Source organism: Caballeronia sp. 11_S32 (genome assembly GCF_056930355.1).
This window is the reverse complement of sequence record NZ_JBXOWH010000003.1, coordinates 1,664,267-1,681,910: the sequence shown is the minus strand read 5'-3', so window position 1 is coordinate 1,681,910 and position 17,644 is coordinate 1,664,267. Positions and strand designations below refer to the sequence as shown.

At 65.6% G+C, this 17,644-nt stretch carries 17 protein-coding genes; 9 read left to right on the top strand and 8 right to left on the bottom strand.

What is annotated here, in order from left to right; genetic code table 11:
• Window positions 1-88 precede the first annotated feature (88 nt).
• The 5 genes from wrbA (at window position 89) to AC1Z32_RS19390 (ending at window position 4,317) form a co-directional block, all read left to right on the top strand.
• On the top strand, window positions 89-709 hold the full coding sequence (gene wrbA / locus AC1Z32_RS19410) for an NAD(P)H:quinone oxidoreductase (RefSeq protein WP_483480129.1): 621 nt from the start codon (window positions 89-91) through the stop codon (window positions 707-709).
• A gap of 8 nt (window positions 710-717) precedes the next feature.
• The gene (locus AC1Z32_RS19405) at window positions 718-1,116 is read left to right on the top strand and encodes a DUF2069 domain-containing protein (protein WP_483481687.1); all 399 of its coding nucleotides are present in this window, start codon (window positions 718-720) and stop codon (window positions 1,114-1,116) included.
• Window positions 1,117-1,287: 171 nt separating this feature from the next.
• Window positions 1,288-2,742 (top strand): FAD-binding oxidoreductase, encoded by a 1,455-nt coding sequence (locus AC1Z32_RS19400; protein WP_483480128.1) that lies wholly within the window; start codon window positions 1,288-1,290, stop codon window positions 2,740-2,742.
• Complete coding sequence (locus tag AC1Z32_RS19395) at window positions 2,739-3,542, top strand: metallophosphoesterase (protein ID WP_483480127.1); 804 nt, start codon at window positions 2,739-2,741, stop codon at window positions 3,540-3,542. The genes AC1Z32_RS19400 and AC1Z32_RS19395 overlap by 4 nt, the downstream gene beginning before the upstream one ends.
• 52 nt (window positions 3,543-3,594) lie before the next feature.
• On the top strand, window positions 3,595-4,317 hold the full coding sequence (locus AC1Z32_RS19390; RefSeq protein WP_483480126.1) for an SOS response-associated peptidase: 723 nt from the start codon (window positions 3,595-3,597) through the stop codon (window positions 4,315-4,317).
• A gap of 7 nt (window positions 4,318-4,324) precedes the next feature.
• Here AC1Z32_RS19390 and AC1Z32_RS19385 read toward each other — a convergent pair whose 3' ends face one another.
• The gene (locus AC1Z32_RS19385) at window positions 4,325-4,513 is read right to left on the bottom strand and encodes a hypothetical protein (RefSeq protein WP_483480125.1); all 189 of its coding nucleotides are present in this window, start codon (window positions 4,511-4,513) and stop codon (window positions 4,325-4,327) included.
• A 125-nt stretch (window positions 4,514-4,638) separates the two neighbouring features.
• Complete coding sequence (locus AC1Z32_RS19380; protein ID WP_483480124.1) at window positions 4,639-5,577, bottom strand: LysR family transcriptional regulator; 939 nt, start codon at window positions 5,575-5,577, stop codon at window positions 4,639-4,641.
• A 168-nt stretch (window positions 5,578-5,745) separates the two neighbouring features.
• On the opposite strand from AC1Z32_RS19380, the gene AC1Z32_RS19375 reads away from it, so the two are divergent.
• The 4 genes from AC1Z32_RS19375 to AC1Z32_RS19360 are packed head-to-tail and all read left to right on the top strand — an operon-like array spanning window position 5,746 to window position 10,577.
• On the top strand, window positions 5,746-7,275 hold the full coding sequence (locus AC1Z32_RS19375) for an efflux transporter outer membrane subunit (RefSeq protein WP_483480123.1): 1,530 nt from the start codon (window positions 5,746-5,748) through the stop codon (window positions 7,273-7,275).
• Window positions 7,276-7,285: 10 nt separating this feature from the next.
• Window positions 7,286-9,487 (top strand): FUSC family protein, encoded by a 2,202-nt coding sequence (locus AC1Z32_RS19370; RefSeq protein WP_483480122.1) that lies wholly within the window; start codon window positions 7,286-7,288, stop codon window positions 9,485-9,487.
• Complete coding sequence (locus AC1Z32_RS19365) at window positions 9,474-9,677, top strand: DUF1656 domain-containing protein (protein WP_483480121.1); 204 nt, start codon at window positions 9,474-9,476, stop codon at window positions 9,675-9,677. Before AC1Z32_RS19370 ends, AC1Z32_RS19365 begins: the two co-directional genes overlap by 14 nt.
• A gap of 36 nt (window positions 9,678-9,713) precedes the next feature.
• Window positions 9,714-10,577 (top strand): efflux RND transporter periplasmic adaptor subunit, encoded by an 864-nt coding sequence (locus tag AC1Z32_RS19360; RefSeq protein ID WP_483480120.1) that lies wholly within the window; start codon window positions 9,714-9,716, stop codon window positions 10,575-10,577.
• A gap of 78 nt (window positions 10,578-10,655) precedes the next feature.
• On the opposite strand, the gene AC1Z32_RS19355 is transcribed toward AC1Z32_RS19360, so the two are convergent.
• The 6 genes from AC1Z32_RS19355 to aruF all read right to left on the bottom strand — a co-directional run bounded on the left by AC1Z32_RS19355 (window position 10,656) and on the right by aruF (window position 17,636).
• The gene (locus AC1Z32_RS19355) at window positions 10,656-11,471 is read right to left on the bottom strand and encodes an ABC transporter substrate-binding protein (RefSeq protein ID WP_483480119.1); all 816 of its coding nucleotides are present in this window, start codon (window positions 11,469-11,471) and stop codon (window positions 10,656-10,658) included.
• A 248-nt stretch (window positions 11,472-11,719) separates the two neighbouring features.
• A complete protein-coding gene (gene astE / locus AC1Z32_RS19350; protein WP_483480118.1) occupies window positions 11,720-12,748 on the bottom strand; it encodes a succinylglutamate desuccinylase in 1,029 nt (342 codons plus the stop codon).
• On the bottom strand, window positions 12,732-14,072 hold the full coding sequence (astB, locus tag AC1Z32_RS19345) for an N-succinylarginine dihydrolase (RefSeq protein WP_483481686.1): 1,341 nt from the start codon (window positions 14,070-14,072) through the stop codon (window positions 12,732-12,734). The genes astE and astB overlap by 17 nt, the downstream gene beginning before the upstream one ends.
• 15 nt (window positions 14,073-14,087) lie before the next feature.
• Window positions 14,088-15,551, bottom strand: a complete 1,464-nt coding sequence (gene astD, locus AC1Z32_RS19340; RefSeq protein ID WP_483480117.1) for a succinylglutamate-semialdehyde dehydrogenase — start codon at window positions 15,549-15,551, stop codon at window positions 14,088-14,090.
• 1 nt (window position 15,552) lies between these two features.
• Complete coding sequence (gene astA, locus AC1Z32_RS19335; RefSeq protein ID WP_483480116.1) at window positions 15,553-16,593, bottom strand: arginine N-succinyltransferase; 1,041 nt, start codon at window positions 16,591-16,593, stop codon at window positions 15,553-15,555.
• Window positions 16,590-17,636 (bottom strand): arginine/ornithine succinyltransferase subunit alpha, encoded by a 1,047-nt coding sequence (aruF, locus tag AC1Z32_RS19330; protein ID WP_483480115.1) that lies wholly within the window; start codon window positions 17,634-17,636, stop codon window positions 16,590-16,592. Before aruF ends, astA begins: the two co-directional genes overlap by 4 nt.
• Between the last annotated feature and the right edge of the window lie 8 nt (window positions 17,637-17,644).

Sequence of the window (17,644 nt, the reverse complement as noted above, 5' to 3'; positions counted from 1 at the left end):
CCCGTCGTGGCGACCTCCGGCGCGCGAAGCCGTGCTTCGCCACGAAAATCGCCCAATACCTATAATAGCCGTTCACTAAAAAAGCCTTATGAACGACATCCTCGTGCTCTATTACAGCCGCCATGGCGCGACCCGCGAGCTTGCGCTCGCGATCGCCCAGGGCGTCGACAGCGTGCCCGGCATGCAGGCGCGCGTGCGCACCGTGCCGCCCGTCTCGACCGTCTGCGAAGCGTCCCAGCCCGACATTCCCGCCGACGGCCCGCCCTACGCCGAACTGCGCGATCTCGAAGAATGCGCCGGACTCGCGCTCGGCTCGCCCACGCGCTTCGGCAACATGGCCGCGCCGCTCAAATACTTCCTCGACGGCACCACGCCGCAGTGGCTTTCCGGCGCGCTCGCGGGCAAGCCGGCAAGCGTCTTCACGTCGACCGGCAGCCTGCACGGCGGCCAGGAGAGCACCCTGCTCTCAATGATGCTGCCGCTCCTGCATCACGGCATGATGATCGTCGGCATCCCGTACACCGAATCGCGGCTCACCACGACGCAAAGCGGCGGCACGCCCTACGGCGCGTCGCATCATGCGCGCGCGGGCGGCGACGACAACCAGCGCCACGGCATTTCCGCCGACGAGAAAGCGCTCGCCATCGCGCTCGGCGCACGGCTCGCGCGCACCGCGCTCAATCTCGTGCGCGGCGCCCGCGCCGCATGACCCGGCCAATGAACGCGCCCGCCGCTTCCGGCTCGCGGCCGAACGCCGTATTCGCGCCGGGCGCGCTCGCGAGCCTCGTCGCGCTGATCGCGCTCGCGCTCCTGTGGGAACTGTGGCTCGCGCCGCTGCGCCCCGGCGCATGGGCGCTCGCGCTGAAGGCGCTGCCGCTCGCGTGCGCGCTGCCCGGTGTCGCGCGCAGGAATCTCTACACGCTGCAATGGGCCTCGATGCTCGTGCTGCTCTATCTCGCCGAAGGCGTCGTGCGGGGCATGACGGATGCGGGGCTTTCCGCATCGCTCGCCTGGCTCGAAGCGCTGCTCGCGCTCGCCTTCTTCGTCTGCGCGCTGGGTTACGTCGCGCCGTTCAAGCGGACGGCCCGCATGAACGCACGTGCGAAAAAAAGCTAGTTCGTTCGCTTTTTCGACGTCCGTAGCAACGGGACGTGATGCTTTGTAGCACGGAATGATGCGAAGCGGCGCATGTCGCACGTGCCTATGCCATTCGGACGAGGCTTCGCGCGCGGCGGCCCTGCGCGATACTGTGGACTACGCTCTACCGGAATCCCTGCTTTTCTGCCCATGACCGCATCTCAAGCCTTTATCACCGCCTGCACCGAACTGCTCGGCGCGGCGCATGTCCTGACCGACGCCCACGATACCGAGCCCTATCTCGTCGACTGGCGCAAGCGCTATCGCGGCAAGGCGTGCGCCGTGCTTCTGCCCGCCGATGCCGCGCAGGTCGCCGGCGTCGTGCGGCTCGCGCGCGAGCATCGCATCGCGATCGTGCCGCAGGGCGGCAACACCGGTCTCGCCGGCGGCGCGACACCCGACGCGAGCGGCGCACAGGCGGTCATCAGCCTGAAGCGGCTCAATCGCATTCGCGGCATCGACCCGCACAACAATACGATCACCGTGGAAGCGGGCGTCGTGCTCGCCGAAATTCAGGCGCGCGCCGAAAGCGAACAGCGCCTCTTTCCGCTGAGTCTCGCGGCGGAAGGCAGCTGCACGATCGGCGGCAATCTGTCGACGAACGCCGGCGGAACCGGCGTGCTGCGTTATGGCAACACGCGCGAACTGTGTCTCGGCCTCGAAGTCGTGACGCCGCAGGGCGAACTCTGGGACGGCCTGCGAGGCTTGCGCAAGGACAACACCGGCTACGATCTGCGCGACCTCTTCATCGGCGCGGAAGGCACGCTCGGCATCATCACGGCAGCCGTCATGAAGCTGCATCCCGCGCCGGTCGCGAAGGTCACGGCGCTCGCCGGCCTTGCATCGCCGCACGCTGCGCTCGATTTCCTTTCGATGGCGCAGCATCACGCGGGCGCGCTCCTGACTGGCTTCGAACTGATGTCGGATTTCTCGATGCGCCTCGTCGGGCGGCACTTCCCGCAACTGCGCTATCCGTTCGGCGAGCCGCACGCGCAGACCGTGCTGCTCGAACTCTCCGACAGCGAAAGCGACGAGCACGCCCGCGCCCTCTTCGAACGGTTGATGGAAGAAGCGCTGGAAAAAGGCATCGTCGAAGATGCGGTCGTCGCGGAGAATCTCGCGCAATCGCAGGCGTTCTGGGACTTGCGCGAGCATATTCCGCTCGCGCAGGCGGAGGAAGGCCTGAACATCAAACATGACATCGCCGTGCCCATTTCGAGCATCGGCCGCTTCATCGACGAAACCGATGCGATCATCGCGAAGGCCGTGCCCGGCGCGCGCATGGTGACCTTCGGCCATCTCGGCGACGGCAATCTGCACTACAACGTCCAGGCGCCCGAGGGCGTCGATCAGAAGCGCTTTCTCAACGAATATCAGACGCCGATCAATGCGCTCGTGTACGACCAGGTGGCCCGGCATCGCGGCAGCATCAGCGCCGAACACGGGCTCGGCCAGTTGAAGGTGGATGAAGCAATGCACTATAAGTCGCCGGTGGAGGTGCGCCTCATGCAGGCGATCAAGGCCGCGCTCGATCCGGACAACCTGATGAACCCCGGCAAGGTCGTCCGCTCGAACGCGTTCCCTGCCAAGGAGAACGCCGCATGAAGATTCGCGTGCTGTCGGACCTGCATCTCGAATGCGACGAGCCGCTGGCGATTCCCTATGCCGAGGCCGATCTCGTCGTGCTGGCGGGCGACATTCACAACCACGCCGAAGGCCTGCGCTGGGCGGCGGAGAATTTCGATCCCGACGTGCCCGTCATCTACGTGCCCGGCAATCACGAGTACTACGACGCCGAGTTCGGCGCGATGGAGGCGGCAATGCTGGATGCCGCGCGCAGCGTCGACAACGTGCACTATCTGAACAACGCCTCGCTGGTCGATCGCCGGGGCGCGTGGCGCGTGCTCGGCACGACGCTCTGGACGGACTTCGCGCTGTTCGGCTCGGGCGAAGCCGATATCGAGCGCGCCAAGGAAGCGTGCACGAAAGTCATGCTCGACTACAAGGGCCTCATTCAGCTTGCGTGGCCCGAGCCGGACGGCGAGCCTCGCGAGTTCGCGCCCGAGGATTCGCTCGCGCTGCACGAGCAGGCACGCGCGTGGCTCGAAGCCGAACTTGCGAAGCCGTTCGCGGGCCAGACGATCGTCGTCACGCATCACGCGCCGATGCGCGAAAGCCTCGCGCCGCGTTATGCGCAGGATCTCGTTTCGGCGGGCTTCGTCAATCATTTGCCGACGCTCGCTCGCGCGCCCGCGTCGCTGTGGATACACGGGCATACGCATACGTCGTTCGATTACGTGGTGAACGGCACGCGCGTCGTGTGCAATCCCCGCGGCTACTTCAGCCGACGCGAGCAACGGTGGGAAAATCCCGATTTCGCGTGGGACAAGGTCGTCGAAATCTGAGCATCGACGAAAAAGAAGCACGGAACCGTGTTGGACCTAGCGGAGGAATGCCATGTGCGGCCGAATCAGCCAGTACCGACTGCCGATGCATTATGCGCAACGCCTGCATCTGAGAAATCCGTTCGTGCTCGTGGATGCCGCCGACAGACGCCCCGGCTATAACCTCTCACCCGGCACGCATCCGCTCGCCGTTTATCCCGACGAAACCATCCGCGCGGTGCACTGGGGCTATTGTCCGCCGTGGGCCATTCAGAAGAAGCTGCCGCAATGCATCAACGCGCGCGTCGAGACGGCGGCGACGAGCGCGTATTTCAAGCATCTGTGGAAGAAAGCGCGCATTCTCGTGCCGGCCGATGGCTGGTTCGAATGGCGCGTCGAGCCGCGTCCGGGCGATCCGGCCGCAAAGCCCTTCAAGCAGCCCTACTTCATTCAGCGCGCCGACGGCGAGCCGATGTATCTCGCCGCGCTTACCAGCATCCTGCGCGACGAAGACGCCGCTGCGCCCGGCGCGGGCTTCGTCATTGTGACGGCCGCCGCCGACGAGGGTCTGGTCGACGTGCACGACCGCCGCCCGCTCGTGTTTTCGCCCGCCGCAGCGCTTCGCTGGCTCGATCCGGGTGCAATCGCTCGACGATCTCGGCGCGCTCGTCGGGGCGGACGGCGTGCCGGCGTCGCACTTCGTGTGGCATCGCGTATCGACCGATGTGAATCGCGCGACCAACGACGAGCCGCGGCTCATCGAGCCACTGGAAACGCTGCTTTGAACGCCGTCTGAAGAACGCTCAGCGGTCGTACGGATCGCGCGTGCGGCGTGCGCGCGCGTCGCGATCGTCGTCGATGCGCACCGGCACCAGACGCCGCTTCGGGTCGCGTTCCGACTGCGCGCGCATGGCGTTGAAGAGATCGCGCGACGCCGGAACGGCGATCAGCACCATAAGCGCGGCGAGTGCGAGCAGGAGTGGCGTACTCATGTGACTTATCCCCGTAAAAAATGCGATTGAACAGTGCTGAAAATAGCAAGCTGCGGACGATTCATGAGTAAGCAAGTGTTGCGCCGCGACTTTTTTCGTAACGGAACGCGCCTTCACGCGCGTTCTCAGGTGACGACGAATTCCTTCAGCGATTCGGCGTCCGCGGCGAGCGTGTCGGGCAGCGCCTCGCGCAGAAACTCCACCCACGTGCGGATCTTCGCGTCGAGATACTGGCGCGACGGATAGAGCGCGTAGACGTTCAGTTCCTGCATCGTGTATTGCGGCAGCACGCGCACGAGCGTGCCCGCGCGCAGCCCCGGCAGCGCGGACGATGTGGGCAGCACGCCGATGCCCATGCTCTCGCGGATCGCCGCGACCATCGCCTCGGCGACATTCACCGTGAACGTCGACGCGCCGAGGCTCACCGTCTCCTGACCGTTCGGGCCGTCGAAGACCCAGCGGTCCGGCGGAAACACCGGCGTCATCAAATGCAGGCAGGTGTGGCGCACGAGATCGGACAGCACGTGCGGCGCGCCGTGCTTCTCGATATACGCCGGCGACGCGCACGCGATGCTGTACACCGAGCCCAGCCGCGCGGAGACGAGCCCGGAATCGGGCAGATCGGAGGCGAGCACGACGGACACGTCGTAGCCTTCGTCGAGCAGGTCCGGCACGCGCTGCGCGAGCGTCAGATCGACCTGCACCGACGGATGGCGCTGCTGATAGCGCGAGATCATCGGCACGATGTAGTGCTGGCCGAAACTCGTCATCGAATGCACCTTCAGCTTGCCGGACGGACGCGCGTGGGCGTCGCTCGCCTCGGCTTCCGCCTGATCGACATAGGCGAGGATCTGTTCGCAGCGCTGCAGATAGCGCTCGCCCGCCTCGGTGAGCGCGATACGCCGCGTCGTGCGATTCAGCAACCGTGTGCGCAGATGCGCTTCGAGATCCGAGACGGCTCGCGAGGCGTAAGCCGTCGTCGTATTGAGATGCTGCGCGGCCGCGGTGAAGCTGCCCGCTTCGACGACCCGCACGAATACGCGCATGTTTTGGAGCGTGTCCATGGCGTTTTCCCGACTTCAAGAACTATATATGTAGTGAATTGTTGCACGATCGGCAACGACGATTATCACATCTTCCGTAAGAATGCTTTGCATTCTTACTGGTTATTCGACAATCTTCGCAAAAATATAATCACTTCCTGGAATCTAATTCGAATTTGGGAGTGAATCGTGCGAGGGCGAGTATTCAGTAAGACTGCTTCAGCCGCGGTTCTTACAGCAATATTAACAATTGCCGGGTGCGCCAGCACGGGCAAGATCGCGCCGCAGGATTCGCTCAAGGATGCCTCCACGCTCGATGCCGGCAGCGCGATTCGCGCAGCCAATGCCGACGCGCAGTGGCCAGAGCAGTCATGGTGGCGCGCCTACCGCGACCCGCAGCTCGACGCCTGGATCGCGCGTGCGACCAGCGGCAGCCCGACGCTTGCAATGGCCGCGGCGCGCGTGCGCGAGGCGCAGCAGCAGGCGGGCGTCGCGCGCTCCGAGCTTTTGCCGCACGTGAACGGCGCGATGAGCGTCTCTCGCAAGAACTGGCCAAATAACGATTTCTACGGCCCTGGCCCGTTCGCCGACACGACGACCTGGGACAACACCGCCGGCCTCACGCTCTCCTACAACCTCGATCTCTGGGGCCGCGACGACAACAACGCCGAGCGCGCGCTCGATGTCGCCCACGTGCGCGCCGCCGATGCCCGCGCCGCGCAGCTCGAACTGGAAACGAACATCGTGCGCGCGTACATCGGCTTTTCGCAGTCGTTCGCGCTGCTCGATATCGCGCAAGACACGCTCCAGCAACAGGAGCGCATCGCGGATCTCGCGAGGCGCCGTCTCAAGGGCGGCCTCGGCACGCAGCTCGAAGTGAGCCAGGCGGAAACGCCGTTGCCCGAATACGAGCGTCAGGTCGATGTCTACAAGGAAGAGATCCAGCTCGCGCGCCATCGACTGGCCGCGCTCGCGGGCGAAGGTCCGGGCGCGGGCGAAGCGCTGACGCGCCCGGAGTTGTCGCTGGCGACGCCGTTGCCGTTGCCGTCCGCGCTGCCTGCGGAACTGGTCGGCCATCGTCCGGACATCGTCGCGGCGCGCTGGATGGTGGCGGCAGAGGCGCGCGGCATCGATGTCGCGAAGGCCGGCTTCTATCCGAACATCAATCTCGCGGCCTCGCTCACGCAGGCCTTCGCGGGCGGCGCGCTGCTGAGCTTTTTGACCAGCAAGGCATCGGGTTACAGCTTCGGCCCGGCGATCTCGCTGCCGATCTTCGAAGGCGGCCGCCTGCGCGCGCAACTCGGCGCGGCATCGGCGCAATACGATCAGGCCGTCGATCACTACAACGCGACGCTCGTCGCGGCGCTCAAGGACATCGCCGATCAGGTCGTGCGCGTGCATTCGCTCGACACGCAGCTCGAAGCGTCCGGCCGCTCGGTCGCCGCCGCGCGCAAGAACTACGATCTCGCGAACGAAGGCTATAAGCGCGGGCTCACCGATTATCTGAACGTGCTCATTGCGCAGACGCAATTGCTGAAGGCGCAGGACGGTCAGGCGCGCGTGCGCGCGCAACGGCTCGCGTCTTACGCCACGCTCACGTCGGCGCTCGGCGGCGGCATCGACGATCCGTCGAACGGGCCGGAACAGACCGCGCTCGCGCCGTCGAAGCACATCGGGCCGTTCAGCCGTGCCGGTGAAGCCCAGAGCGCGCAGAAGTAAGGCAACGCGCATGTCCACTCCTTCCACCACTCTCGACAAGCTATCGCGCGGGCCGCTCGTGCAGGCGTTCGCCGACTGGGCGCGCACCGACGGCCTCGCGTGGATCTACATCTTCAAGGCGGTGCTCGCGGCGCTCCTGTCGCTCTGGATCGCGATGCGCCTCGACATGCAGCAGCCGCGCACCGCGATGACCACCGTATTCGTCGTGATGCAGCCGCAAAGCGGCATGGTGCTCGCGAAGAGCTTCTATCGTTTCTGCGGGACGATGGTCGGCCTCGTCGTGATGATGATCTTCATCAGCCTGTTCTCGCAGCAGCCGGTGCTGTTCCTCTCGGCGACCGCGCTGTGGGTCGGCATTTGCACGGCGGGCGCGGCGCGCAATCGCAATTTCCGTTCGTATGGCTTCGTGCTCGCGGGCTACACCGCCGCGCTGATCGGCATTCCGGCCGCGCAGCATCCGGACGGCGCGTATCTGTCGGCGCTCACGCGGGTCGGCGAAGTGACGCTCGGCATCGTGTGTTCCGGCGCGGTCAGCGCGCTCATCTTTCCGCAGCATGCGGGCGAGCAGGTCCGCACCACCGTGCGCCGCCGCTTCTCGCAGTTCGTCGAGTACGTGTGCCGCGCGCTGTCGGGCAACATGGAGCGCGCGCAGATCGAGCGGACCAATCTCGCGTTCGTGTCGGACATCGTCGGCTTCGAGGCCGCGCGCAGTGTCGCCGTGTTCGAGAATCCCGAGTCGCGCATGCGCGGCGGGCGGCTCGCGCGTCTGAACAGCGAATTCATGAGCGCATCGACGCGCTTTCACGCGCTGCATCAGTTGATGAACCGGCTGCGCGAGAACGCGTCGGCGACGACGATCGCCGCGCTCGAGCCGTTCTTTCGCGAAGTGCCGCCGCTCTTTTCCGTATCGGGCGAGCCGGTTCGAAACGCCGGCGACGCCGCGCACGCCGCCGCGCAATTGCGCGAATACAAGGCGGCGCTGCCCAAGCGCGTGCGCGCGGCGCGCACCGCGCTCGGGACGAATCCAGACTTCGCGCAACTGGAGTTCGACACCGCGTCCGAACTGCTCTATCGCTTCGTCGACGACATGCTCGCGTACGCCGAAACCTATGCATCGCTGACATCGCCGTCGCACGAGCGCGAGCATTGGATCGCGCGCTACGTGCCGAAAACCAACATGCTCGCGGCGGCGATCTCCGGATTGCGCGGCGCGGTCGTGATGTTCATCCTTTCCGCGTTCTGGATCGAGACCGCGTGGCCGAGCGGCGGCACGATGGTCCTCAACGCGGCGGCCGTGTGCGCGCTGGCGTCCTCTTCGCCGCGCCCGGCGCTGATGTCCGCGCAAATGGCGGTCGGCACGACGCTCGCCGCGATTGCCGGGATGACCGTCGTGTTCGGCGTGTTTCCGCATATCGACGGCTTCGCGATGATGTGCGCCGCGCTCGCGCCCGCGCTCATGTTCGGCGCGTATCTGACCACGCGGCGCGCGCTCGCGGGTGTGGGCATCGGCTTTTGCATCTTCTTCTGCTTTCTCGCGGGGCCGGACAATCTCGTCCACTACGATCCGACCGGCTTCATGAACGATGCGCTCGCGCTCGTTCTTTCGATGATCGTCGCGGCGATCGCCTTCGCCGTGCTGCTGCCCACCGATGCCCCGTGGCTGCGTCATCTGCTGCTCGGCGACTTGCGACGCGAAGTGGTGAGCGCGCGCCGCGGACGGCTCGCCAGTCTCACGACGCACTTCGAAAGCCGCACGCGCGATCTGCTCGCGCAGATCAACGCGCTCGCCGAGGGCCGGCCGGATCTGCAACGCGATGCGCTGCAATGGCTCTTCGCGGTGCTCGAGTTCGGCAATGCGGTCATCGACTTGCGGCGCGAAATTGCCGGGTTGTCGGGCGAGCCGCACCATGCCGCGTCGATGCCGTGGCGCCGCTCGGTCGATGCAACGCTCGATGCCGTCGCGCGGCTTTTCGATCGGCCGAAGGCACGGCGTTTCGACCTCGCGCTCGCATCGACGGAACGCGCGATCGCCGATACGCGAGACCTGCTCGCGCGGCTCGATCCGCCGCGCGAGGAGCGGCACCGGCTGCAGCGCATCGCGAGTCATCTGCACTTCGTTCGCACGGCGCTGCTCGATCACGAATCCCCGTTCGCGCAATTTGCGCCTGCCCGGAAACACACGCCCGAAGGAGCGCCCCATGCTGCCGCGTAACGTCGCGATCCTCGAAGCCTATGTGCCGACGATCCTCCTGCTCTTCATCGCCGGCGCGATGATCACGTGGATCGTCGACCGCGTGCTCGCGATGACCGGCCTCTATCGCGTGGTCTGGCATCCGGCGCTGTTTCGCGCGAGCCTGCTCGTGTGCATCTGCGGCACGCTCGGGCTCGTCGCGTATCGCTGAACATCACATTCATACAAGCTGAAAAAGAGTTGCATCATGATTCTCAGGAAAATCATTGGCCTGGTTTTGACGATCGCCATCTTCGCGGTCGCGCTCGTCATCGGGCGCATGCTGTGGGTGCATTACATGGACGAGCCGTGGACGCGCGATGGACGCGTGCGCGCGGATGTCGTCAACGTGGCGCCGGACGTGTCGGGCGCGGTCGTGCAGCTGCCGGTGCGCGACAACCAGTTCGTGAAGAAAGGCGATCTGCTGATGGAGATCGATCCGTCGCACTATCAGATCGCGGTCGAGCAGGCGCAGGCGAACGTCGCGGCGCGCGCGGCCGAGCTGCGCATGCGCCGCGCGGATGCCGCGCGCCGCGCCGACATGGACAGTCAGGTCGTGTCGAAGGAAGCGCGCGAAAACGCGATGCAGACCGCATCGACCGCCGAAGCGCAGTTGCAGCAGGCGCAGGCCGCGCTCGATGCGGCGAAGCTCAATCTCGAGCGCACGAAGGTGTTCTCGCCGGTCGACGGTTATGTCACGAATCTGAACGTGTTCCGCGGCGATTATGCGACGGCGGGCGCGGCCAAGCTCGCGATCGTCGACAGTCACTCGTTCTGGGTGTACGGCTACTTCGAGGAAACGAAGCTGCCGCATGTGCGCATCGGCGACAAGGCGTCGATCCGCCTGATGAGCGGCGGCGAGCTGAAGGGGCATGTGGAAAGCATTTCGCGCGGCATCTATGACCGCGACAATCCGCAAAGCCGCGAACTGCTCGCGGATGTGAACCCGACGTTCAACTGGGTGCGGCTCGCGCAGCGCGTGCCGGTGCGCGTGCATATTGATGAGGTGCCGGATGGCGTGCTGTTGAGCGCGGGGACGACGTGCACGGTGGTGATTGCGCCGTCGAGTTGAACGACATGCCGCGCCTTATAACAAAAAAAGCCCGCGCCGGATCGCTCCGCGCGGGCTTTTCGCTTTCAGCGCGCCGCCTTACTTCAACACCACCTTCACATCGAAATACTTCGCCGCAAAGCGATCGATGGTCCCATCGGCCTTCAGCTCCTTGAGCGCGCGATTCATCGCTTCCTTCAGCGCCTTGTCGTTCTTGCGCACGCCGAAGCCCACGCCCGAGCCGAGCAATTTGTCATCCGACACAGCCGGGCCCGCGAACGCGAAACCCGCGCCCTGCGGCTGCTTCAGAAAGCCCTTCGACGCTGCCTCGGCATCCTGGAACGCCGCATCCAGACGGCCCGACGCCAGATCCGCATAGACCTGGTCCTGCGCCTGATACGACTCCACATCGATGCCCGCGGGCGCCCACTTCGCCTTCGCGTACGTCTCCTGGATCGAGCCCTGCAGCACGCCGACGCGCTTGCCCTTCAGACCGTCGACGGTCGGCTGGATCGTGCTGCCCTTCTTCGCGACCAGCTGATTCGGGATCGTGTAGATAGGATCGGTGAAGTCGATGGCGAGCTTGCGCTTATCGGTGATCGTCATGTCCGAGTTGATGCCGTCGAACTTGCGCGCCTGCAACGCGGGAATCAGGCCGTCGAACGAGTTTTCGACCCATACGCACTTCATCTTCAGCTTCGCGCACACCGCATTGCCGATGTCGATATCGAAGCCCTGCAGCTCGCCAGCCGGCGACTTCGATTCGAACGGCGCATACGACGCTTCCACGCCGAAGCGCAATTCCTTCATGTTATCGGCCGCTTGCGCGTTCAGCGCCACGACGCCCATGGCGACGGTTGCGCCCAGCACCGCGAACGCGGCGAGCTTGCGGCTGATCAGATGCGATTTCTTCAACTTCCATCTCCTTCCATTTGCAGTTCGAACCCTGTGTATTGATGCCGCCTCGCGCAGCCGATGAAGCATCGCGGCACAAAAATCCACGTTCAAACCGGCGCGCGTGGATTGATGCGTCGCATCAAACACGGGGCGCGATTGTAGCGCGCGCGCAGCGCGACAGCGGCGAACGGAACAGGGATGTGATTTGGCAAGCCGGTGTCGCGCTCATGCAAGCCGACGACTCGCGTGAGCGGATGAAGGCGCTGTCAGTCGAGCGATGCGAGCGTGGCCTCGGTCGTGTCGACGACCATCAGGCCCGCGCGCAATCCCGGCTTCACCTTGGGATTCGGAAACACGATGCGCTCCTCGTCGTGCGACACGCGATAGCGATAATCGCCGTCGCGCGCGAGTTCGGTGCCCGCGGGAAACGCGGTGAAATTGGGCACATCGCTCGCGACGTTGAGCACGAAGTGCTCGCTGTGCTTGTCGATCTGCGCGACGACGCTGAACACGCGCAAGGGTGCGTTCTCCCGTGCCGGTTCGCCCGCGATCAGGCGACGCAACGCCGCATCCGATGCGGCAAAACGCGCGAGATCGTTCTGTCCGAACGGCCGCACCTTGCCGAGCTCGAGCGTGCACGCGAGCGCGCCCGCTTCCTGCGCCGTGAAGTGCGTGAACGTGTTGCCCTTCTCGCGATGCAACAGCACCGCCTGCAGACGCGCATCGCGCAGCCAGTCGAACATCGCGCGTGCGAGCGGCGCGCCGGTGTGCGGCAACAACGCGAACTGCTCGAACACCGAGGCGCGAATCGCCGTGTGCATGTCGATGTGCCACTTCGGATGCGCGGCGCCATTGAAGAAATTCAACGCGGCGGTTTCCAGTTCGATTGCGCGCGGCGCTTCGCGGCTCGTCTCGAAACGCGCGTGACGGCCGCTGAAAAGGCGATTCAGATCGTCATCGAGATAGCGCTCGCCCGCGCGCATCGCATCGACGTTGCCGAGGATCACGAGCATGCGCGCGGAAAGCGGCGCGTTTCCACGGGCGATATCCGCGACCAGCGCAGACAACATTTCGATGGGCGCGGTTTCGTCGCCATGCACGCCCGCCGATGCGAGCACGCTGTGCGTCGGCTCCATTGCAGGCTTAGCTGCCGGTTCGAGCAGCAACACGCCTGCGCCTTGCCAGGTCCAGCGCACGCCCGATGCCGCGTTGCCCGAACCCGCCGCCGGACGCTCGCCCGCCAGCGTGAACGCAAGAAAGTCTTCGAGCAAGGACGAATCAGCGCTGGAAGTCATAGACGGCACCGAGTCCGAGAAGGGTCGTCAGTTCGTCGAGCGCCGCGCGCGATTCCGCGAGCAGCTTCGGATCGGCGAGATCGGCAGGCGCGAGGCGGTCGCGATAGTGCCGGTCGATCCACGCGTCGAGTTGCGTGAAGAGCGCGTCGTTCATCCATACGCGCGGGTTGACCGCGGCGCGCTCGGCATCATTGAGCACGACGCGCAGACGCAGGCAGGCCGGACCGCCGCCGTTCTTCATGCTCTCGCGCAGATCGAAGACGAGGACTTCGTCGATCGGCGTCTGGCGCGACGCGAGCGAATCGAGATACGCCGCCACGCGTGCGTTCTCGCGGCATTCCTGCGGCACGACGAGCACTTGCCGCCCGTCCGCGCTCGACAGCAACTGGCTGTTGAAGAGATACGACGAGACCGCGTCCTCCACGCTCACCTCGCTCGCCGGCACTTCGAGCGCGGTGAACGGCGTGCCGTGCGCATCGAGCTTCGCGCGCAGTTCGTCATAGACCTTGTGCTGATCGAGGAACGCGCGCTCGTGGCAAAAGAGCGTCGTGCGGTTGCCGACGGCGATCACGTCGTTGTGGAACACGCCGGCATCGATCACATCGGGCGATTGCTGCGCGAACACGGTGGCATCGTCGGAAAGACCGTGCAGGCGAGCAACCGCGCGGCTCGCTTCGAGCGTCTGGCGCGCGGGATAACGCTGCGGCTGCGGTCCCTGGCCGTACTCGCTGCGTCCGTACACGAAGAACTCGACGCCCTTCTCGCCGTACTCGCGCGCAAAGCGCGTATGGTTCGCCGCGCCTTCGTCGCCGAGCGCGGGCGTGCCGGGCAATGCGTGATGGATGCGAAAGCGCGCTTCATCGGCGAAGATCGCAGCGAGCGAGCGGCGCGTTTCGCCGTGCTCGATCGCGCGATGCAGCTTCGCGGCCAGATTCGCCGGCGTGAAGTGCACGCGCCCATCGTCCGTATCCGCCGAGGGGCTCACGGTCGCGGCATTCGCCGTCCACATCGCCGATGCGGAGCTCGCCGCCGCGAGCAGCTCGGGCGCTTCGCGCGCGGCGCGGGCGATCACCGTGGCGTCGTCGCCCGAAAAGCCGACATCGCGCAACAGCCTGACCGACGGACGTTCGAGCGGCGGCAGCACGCCCTGATGAAAACCGAGATCCGCGAGCTGCTTCATCTTGCGCAAGCCCTGCTTCGCGGCGGCCTTCGGATTCGCCACCGACTTCTCGTTGCTGCGCGACGCGACGTTGCCGAACGAAAGTCCCGCGTAGTTGTGCGTCGGGCCGACCAGCCCGTCGAAATTTGCTTCGGTTGCAAGCATGTTCATTCCCGCTCTTCAGAACGTAAGTCCCGGCGATACGCTCGCCGGCATCTGCAATTGCGCGCTTTCGACCGACGCCATCGGATATGAGCAATAGTCCGCCGCGTAATACGCGCTCGGCCGCTGATTGCCCGAACGCCCGATGCCGCCGAACGGCGCCGCTGACGACGCGCCATTGGTCGGCCGGTTCCAGTTGACGATGCCCGCGCGGATCGTGCGCTGGAAGTGCTTCCATGCGGCTTCGTCGTCGGCGAGGAGGCCCGCCGAGAGGCCGTACGCGGTGTCGTTGGCGCGCTCGATGGCTTCGTCGAAGGTCTTGTAGCGCGTGACCTGCACCATCGGCCCGAAGTGCTCTTCGTCGGGCACGCCGCGGGCGTTCGTCACGTCGAGAATCGCGGGCGACACGAAGCCGAGATTCGCCGCGCGCTGCTTCATTTCGAGCACCGGCCGCGCGCCGGCTTCGATGAGACGCGCCTGCGCACCGACGAGACGCGCCGCCGCGCGCGCCGAAATCACCGCGCCCATGTACGGCTGCGGTTCGTCGTCGTATGTGCCCACGCCGATGTTCGCGCTCACGTCGGCGAAACGCTGCATGAAGCGCTGGCCGAAGGCATCGTCGGGAACGAAGAGACGCCGCGCGCACGTGCAACGCTGCCCCGCCGACAGAAACGCCGATTGAATCGTGTGATGCACGGCGGCGTCGATATCTTCGACGTTCGCGACGACGAGCGGATTGTTGCCGCCCATCTCCAGCGCGAGCACGATCTCGGGCCGGCCGCCGAACTGCTTGTGCAACAGCGTGCCGGTATCCGAGCTGCCGGTGAAGAAAAGCCCGTCGATCTGCCGGTGATTCGCGAGCGCGACGCCGGTATCTTTCTCGCCCTGAACGAGATTGATCACGCCCGCTGGCAAGCCCGCCTGAATCCACAACGCGACGGTCGCCGCCGCGACGCCCGGCGCAAGCTCGGACGGCTTGAACACGACCGTATTGCCGGCGATCAAGGCCGGCACGATATGCCCGTTCGGCAGATGCCCCGGAAAGTTGTACGGCCCGAACACGGCAACGACGCCATGTGGACGATGCCGCAGCACCGCGACGCCATCGGCCATCGGCGCGCGCTTCTCGCCGGTGCGCTCGTGGTACGCCTGCACGGAGATATCGACCTTCGCGGCCATCGACGCCACTTCCGTGCGCGCTTCCCACAAAGGCTTGCCGGTCTCGCGCCCGATGGCGTGGGCGAGCGCGTCCTTGTGCTCGTTGAGCAGCGCGGCGAAGCGCTTCGCGATCGCGACGCGTTCATCGAACGAAAGCGCGGACCACGATGCAAACGCGCGCCGCGCCGACGACACCGCGCGGTCCACGTCTTCCGCCGACGCGCTCCTGCCTTGCCACACGGTTTCATCGGTGCCCGGATTGCGCGACGCGAAGGCCGCGCCCTTCCCTTCCTGCCAGTCACCGCCGATGTACAAATGGTTCATGTCATCTCTCTTGTTTCGCGCGCGGATAAGAAGTCAGCACGCGCACGTTGTCGCCTTCCTGCACGCGCAATGCAGCCGCTTCGTCTCGCGTCAGTAAAAAGAAGCCGTTCTCCACCGCGCCGGTCGTCGCGCCGCAACGGAAGTCTTCGAGCAGCGTGTTCGATACGAGGCTTTTCGCGCCGCTGTCCGTCGCCGGCCGATCGCCGATCTTCACGTTCGCGATCACGCTCTCGCGCACCGTGCGCAAGTCAGCGATATGGCATTCGAGCACCGGACCCGCATCGAAGATATCGACGTGATTCTCGTAACGCAGCCCTTCCGCTTCGAGCATCTTGCGCGCGGGCGCCGTGTCCCTGTGCGTGACGCCGACCGCGTGTTGCGCGGATTCGGGCAACAGGTCGAGATACACCGGATAGCGTGGCATCAGCTCGGCGACGAACGACTTCTTGCCGTGCGAGCTCAGGTAATCCGCTTCGTTGAAATCGATCTGATAGAAGTGCGAGCCGACCGCGTTCCAGAACGGCGACTCGCCGTTCTCGTCGAAATGGCCGCGCAACTCCGCGCACAGGCGCTGCGGAAAACGGTCCGTGAACTGCGCGATGAACATGAAGCGCGAACGCGAAAGCAAGCCGCCCACGCCCGCCGTGCGATAGCGCGGGCTCAGGAAGAGCGAGCACACTTCCGCATAGCCCGTCAGATCGTGCGAGATATTGAGCAGCGACATGCGCGTCCACACACCCATGTCCTGGCTCGCATGCACGACCGTCGACACGCGATAGTTGTAGAACGGCTGCTCGAGACCGACTTCGGTTTCGATGCCGCACACGCCCGCGACATCGCCCGTCGCGGTGTCTTCCATCACGAAGAAGTAACCCGCTTCGAAGGCTTGCGCGTCGCCGGTCAGCGTGCGGCGCGCGCGTTCGACGCGTGCCGCGAGCGCGCCGCGATCGGGCTTGAACGTGGTGAGCCCCGGACCCGTTTCCTGAGCGAGCGCGACGAGCGCGTCGACATCGCCCGGCTGCGTGCAACGCACGACGATCATTGCAGTTCTCCCGATGCCTGATGCAACGGCACGCAACGCACCGTGTCCTTGTCCTCCACGCCGAGCGCCGCGCGGGCGGCGGGGTTAAGCGCGGCGCCGTCTGCGCGCGTTCCCGCGAGATCCGTCACGATGCAGCGGAACTCGTGCGCCCCGCCCGCCGCGACGAGGTACGGCGCACCGCCCGATGCCGCCGCTTCGTGCACGGCGCGCAACTCGCCCGAGCTGGCCGACGCGCTCTTGTCGACGGCGATCGTGAGCACCGGGCCGGCATCGAAGATATCGACGAAGCGGTCCGGCTCGAAGCCTTCTTCCAGATGGATGTCGTAGGCGAGCAGCGTGCTTTCGTTCGGCTCGCCGAGCACGCGCTGCGCTTCGCCCGGAAGCAGCGGCACGTAGAGCGGATAGCTCGGCATCACTTCCGCGATGAACGTGCGGCTGCGTCCGCCCGATTCCGATTCCACCTGCTCGAAGTCGCGGCCGAAGAACTTGCGGCCGACCGCATCCCAGAATGGCGAGGCGCCGGCATCGTCGGTGACGCCGAGCATCAGCGAGAAAACTTCGCTGGAGAAGCGCTTGCGGTTCGCGGCGATGTAGATCATGCGCGCGCGCGACAGCAGATGCGCGGCCGCTTCGCCATTGCCCGTGCGCAACGACGGATCGATATAGAAGCCCGTCAGGCGGCTCATGCCGGTCAGCTCGTGCGACATCGTGAGCGCGTGGATCTTGCGATTCACCTTGAGCTCGCGCGACGCGTGGATCAGCGCATCGTTGCGAAACGCGTAGAACGGCTCGGAATAGCCCGCCGACGCGACGATGCTCGATGTGCCGAGCAGCCGGCCCGTCTGCGAATCTTCGAGCACGAAGAGATAGAACTCCTCGCCGGGAAATTCGACTTCGGCGCGAAACGAGTCTTCCGAAAGCGCGACGCGCGTTTCCAGCGCGCGCCGGTCGCGCGGCAGCGAGTGCAGCACGGGCTGTGCGGCGCGCGCCATGCGTTCGAGCTCGTCGAGATCGGAGAGTCTTGCGGGACGAACGAAGAGCATCGTCGGTT

What these genes read in the sequence shown, in the direction of transcription:
- wrbA (WP_483480129.1), top strand. Translation starts at nt 89, where the DNA reads ATGAACGACATCCTCGTGCTCTATTACAGCCGCCATGGCGCGACCCGC.
- AC1Z32_RS19405 (WP_483481687.1), top strand. Translation starts at nt 718, where the DNA reads ATGAACGCGCCCGCCGCTTCCGGCTCGCGGCCGAACGCCGTATTCGCG.
- AC1Z32_RS19400 (WP_483480128.1), top strand. Translation starts at nt 1,288, where the DNA reads ATGACCGCATCTCAAGCCTTTATCACCGCCTGCACCGAACTGCTCGGC.
- AC1Z32_RS19395 (WP_483480127.1), top strand. Translation starts at nt 2,739, where the DNA reads ATGAAGATTCGCGTGCTGTCGGACCTGCATCTCGAATGCGACGAGCCG.
- AC1Z32_RS19390 (WP_483480126.1), top strand. Translation starts at nt 3,595, where the DNA reads ATGTGCGGCCGAATCAGCCAGTACCGACTGCCGATGCATTATGCGCAA.
- AC1Z32_RS19385 (WP_483480125.1), bottom strand. Translation starts at nt 4,513, where the DNA reads ATGAGTACGCCACTCCTGCTCGCACTCGCCGCGCTTATGGTGCTGATC.
- AC1Z32_RS19380 (WP_483480124.1), bottom strand. Translation starts at nt 5,577, where the DNA reads ATGGACACGCTCCAAAACATGCGCGTATTCGTGCGGGTCGTCGAAGCG.
- AC1Z32_RS19370 (WP_483480122.1), top strand. Translation starts at nt 7,286, where the DNA reads ATGTCCACTCCTTCCACCACTCTCGACAAGCTATCGCGCGGGCCGCTC.
- AC1Z32_RS19365 (WP_483480121.1), top strand. Translation starts at nt 9,474, where the DNA reads ATGCTGCCGCGTAACGTCGCGATCCTCGAAGCCTATGTGCCGACGATC.
- AC1Z32_RS19360 (WP_483480120.1), top strand. Translation starts at nt 9,714, where the DNA reads ATGATTCTCAGGAAAATCATTGGCCTGGTTTTGACGATCGCCATCTTC.
- astE (WP_483480118.1), bottom strand. Translation starts at nt 12,748, where the DNA reads ATGACTTCCAGCGCTGATTCGTCCTTGCTCGAAGACTTTCTTGCGTTC.
- astB (WP_483481686.1), bottom strand. Translation starts at nt 14,072, where the DNA reads ATGCTTGCAACCGAAGCAAATTTCGACGGGCTGGTCGGCCCGACGCAC.
- astD (WP_483480117.1), bottom strand. Translation starts at nt 15,551, where the DNA reads ATGAACCATTTGTACATCGGCGGTGACTGGCAGGAAGGGAAGGGCGCG.
- astA (WP_483480116.1), bottom strand. Translation starts at nt 16,593, where the DNA reads ATGATCGTCGTGCGTTGCACGCAGCCGGGCGATGTCGACGCGCTCGTC.
- aruF (WP_483480115.1), bottom strand. Translation starts at nt 17,636, where the DNA reads ATGCTCTTCGTTCGTCCCGCAAGACTCTCCGATCTCGACGAGCTCGAA.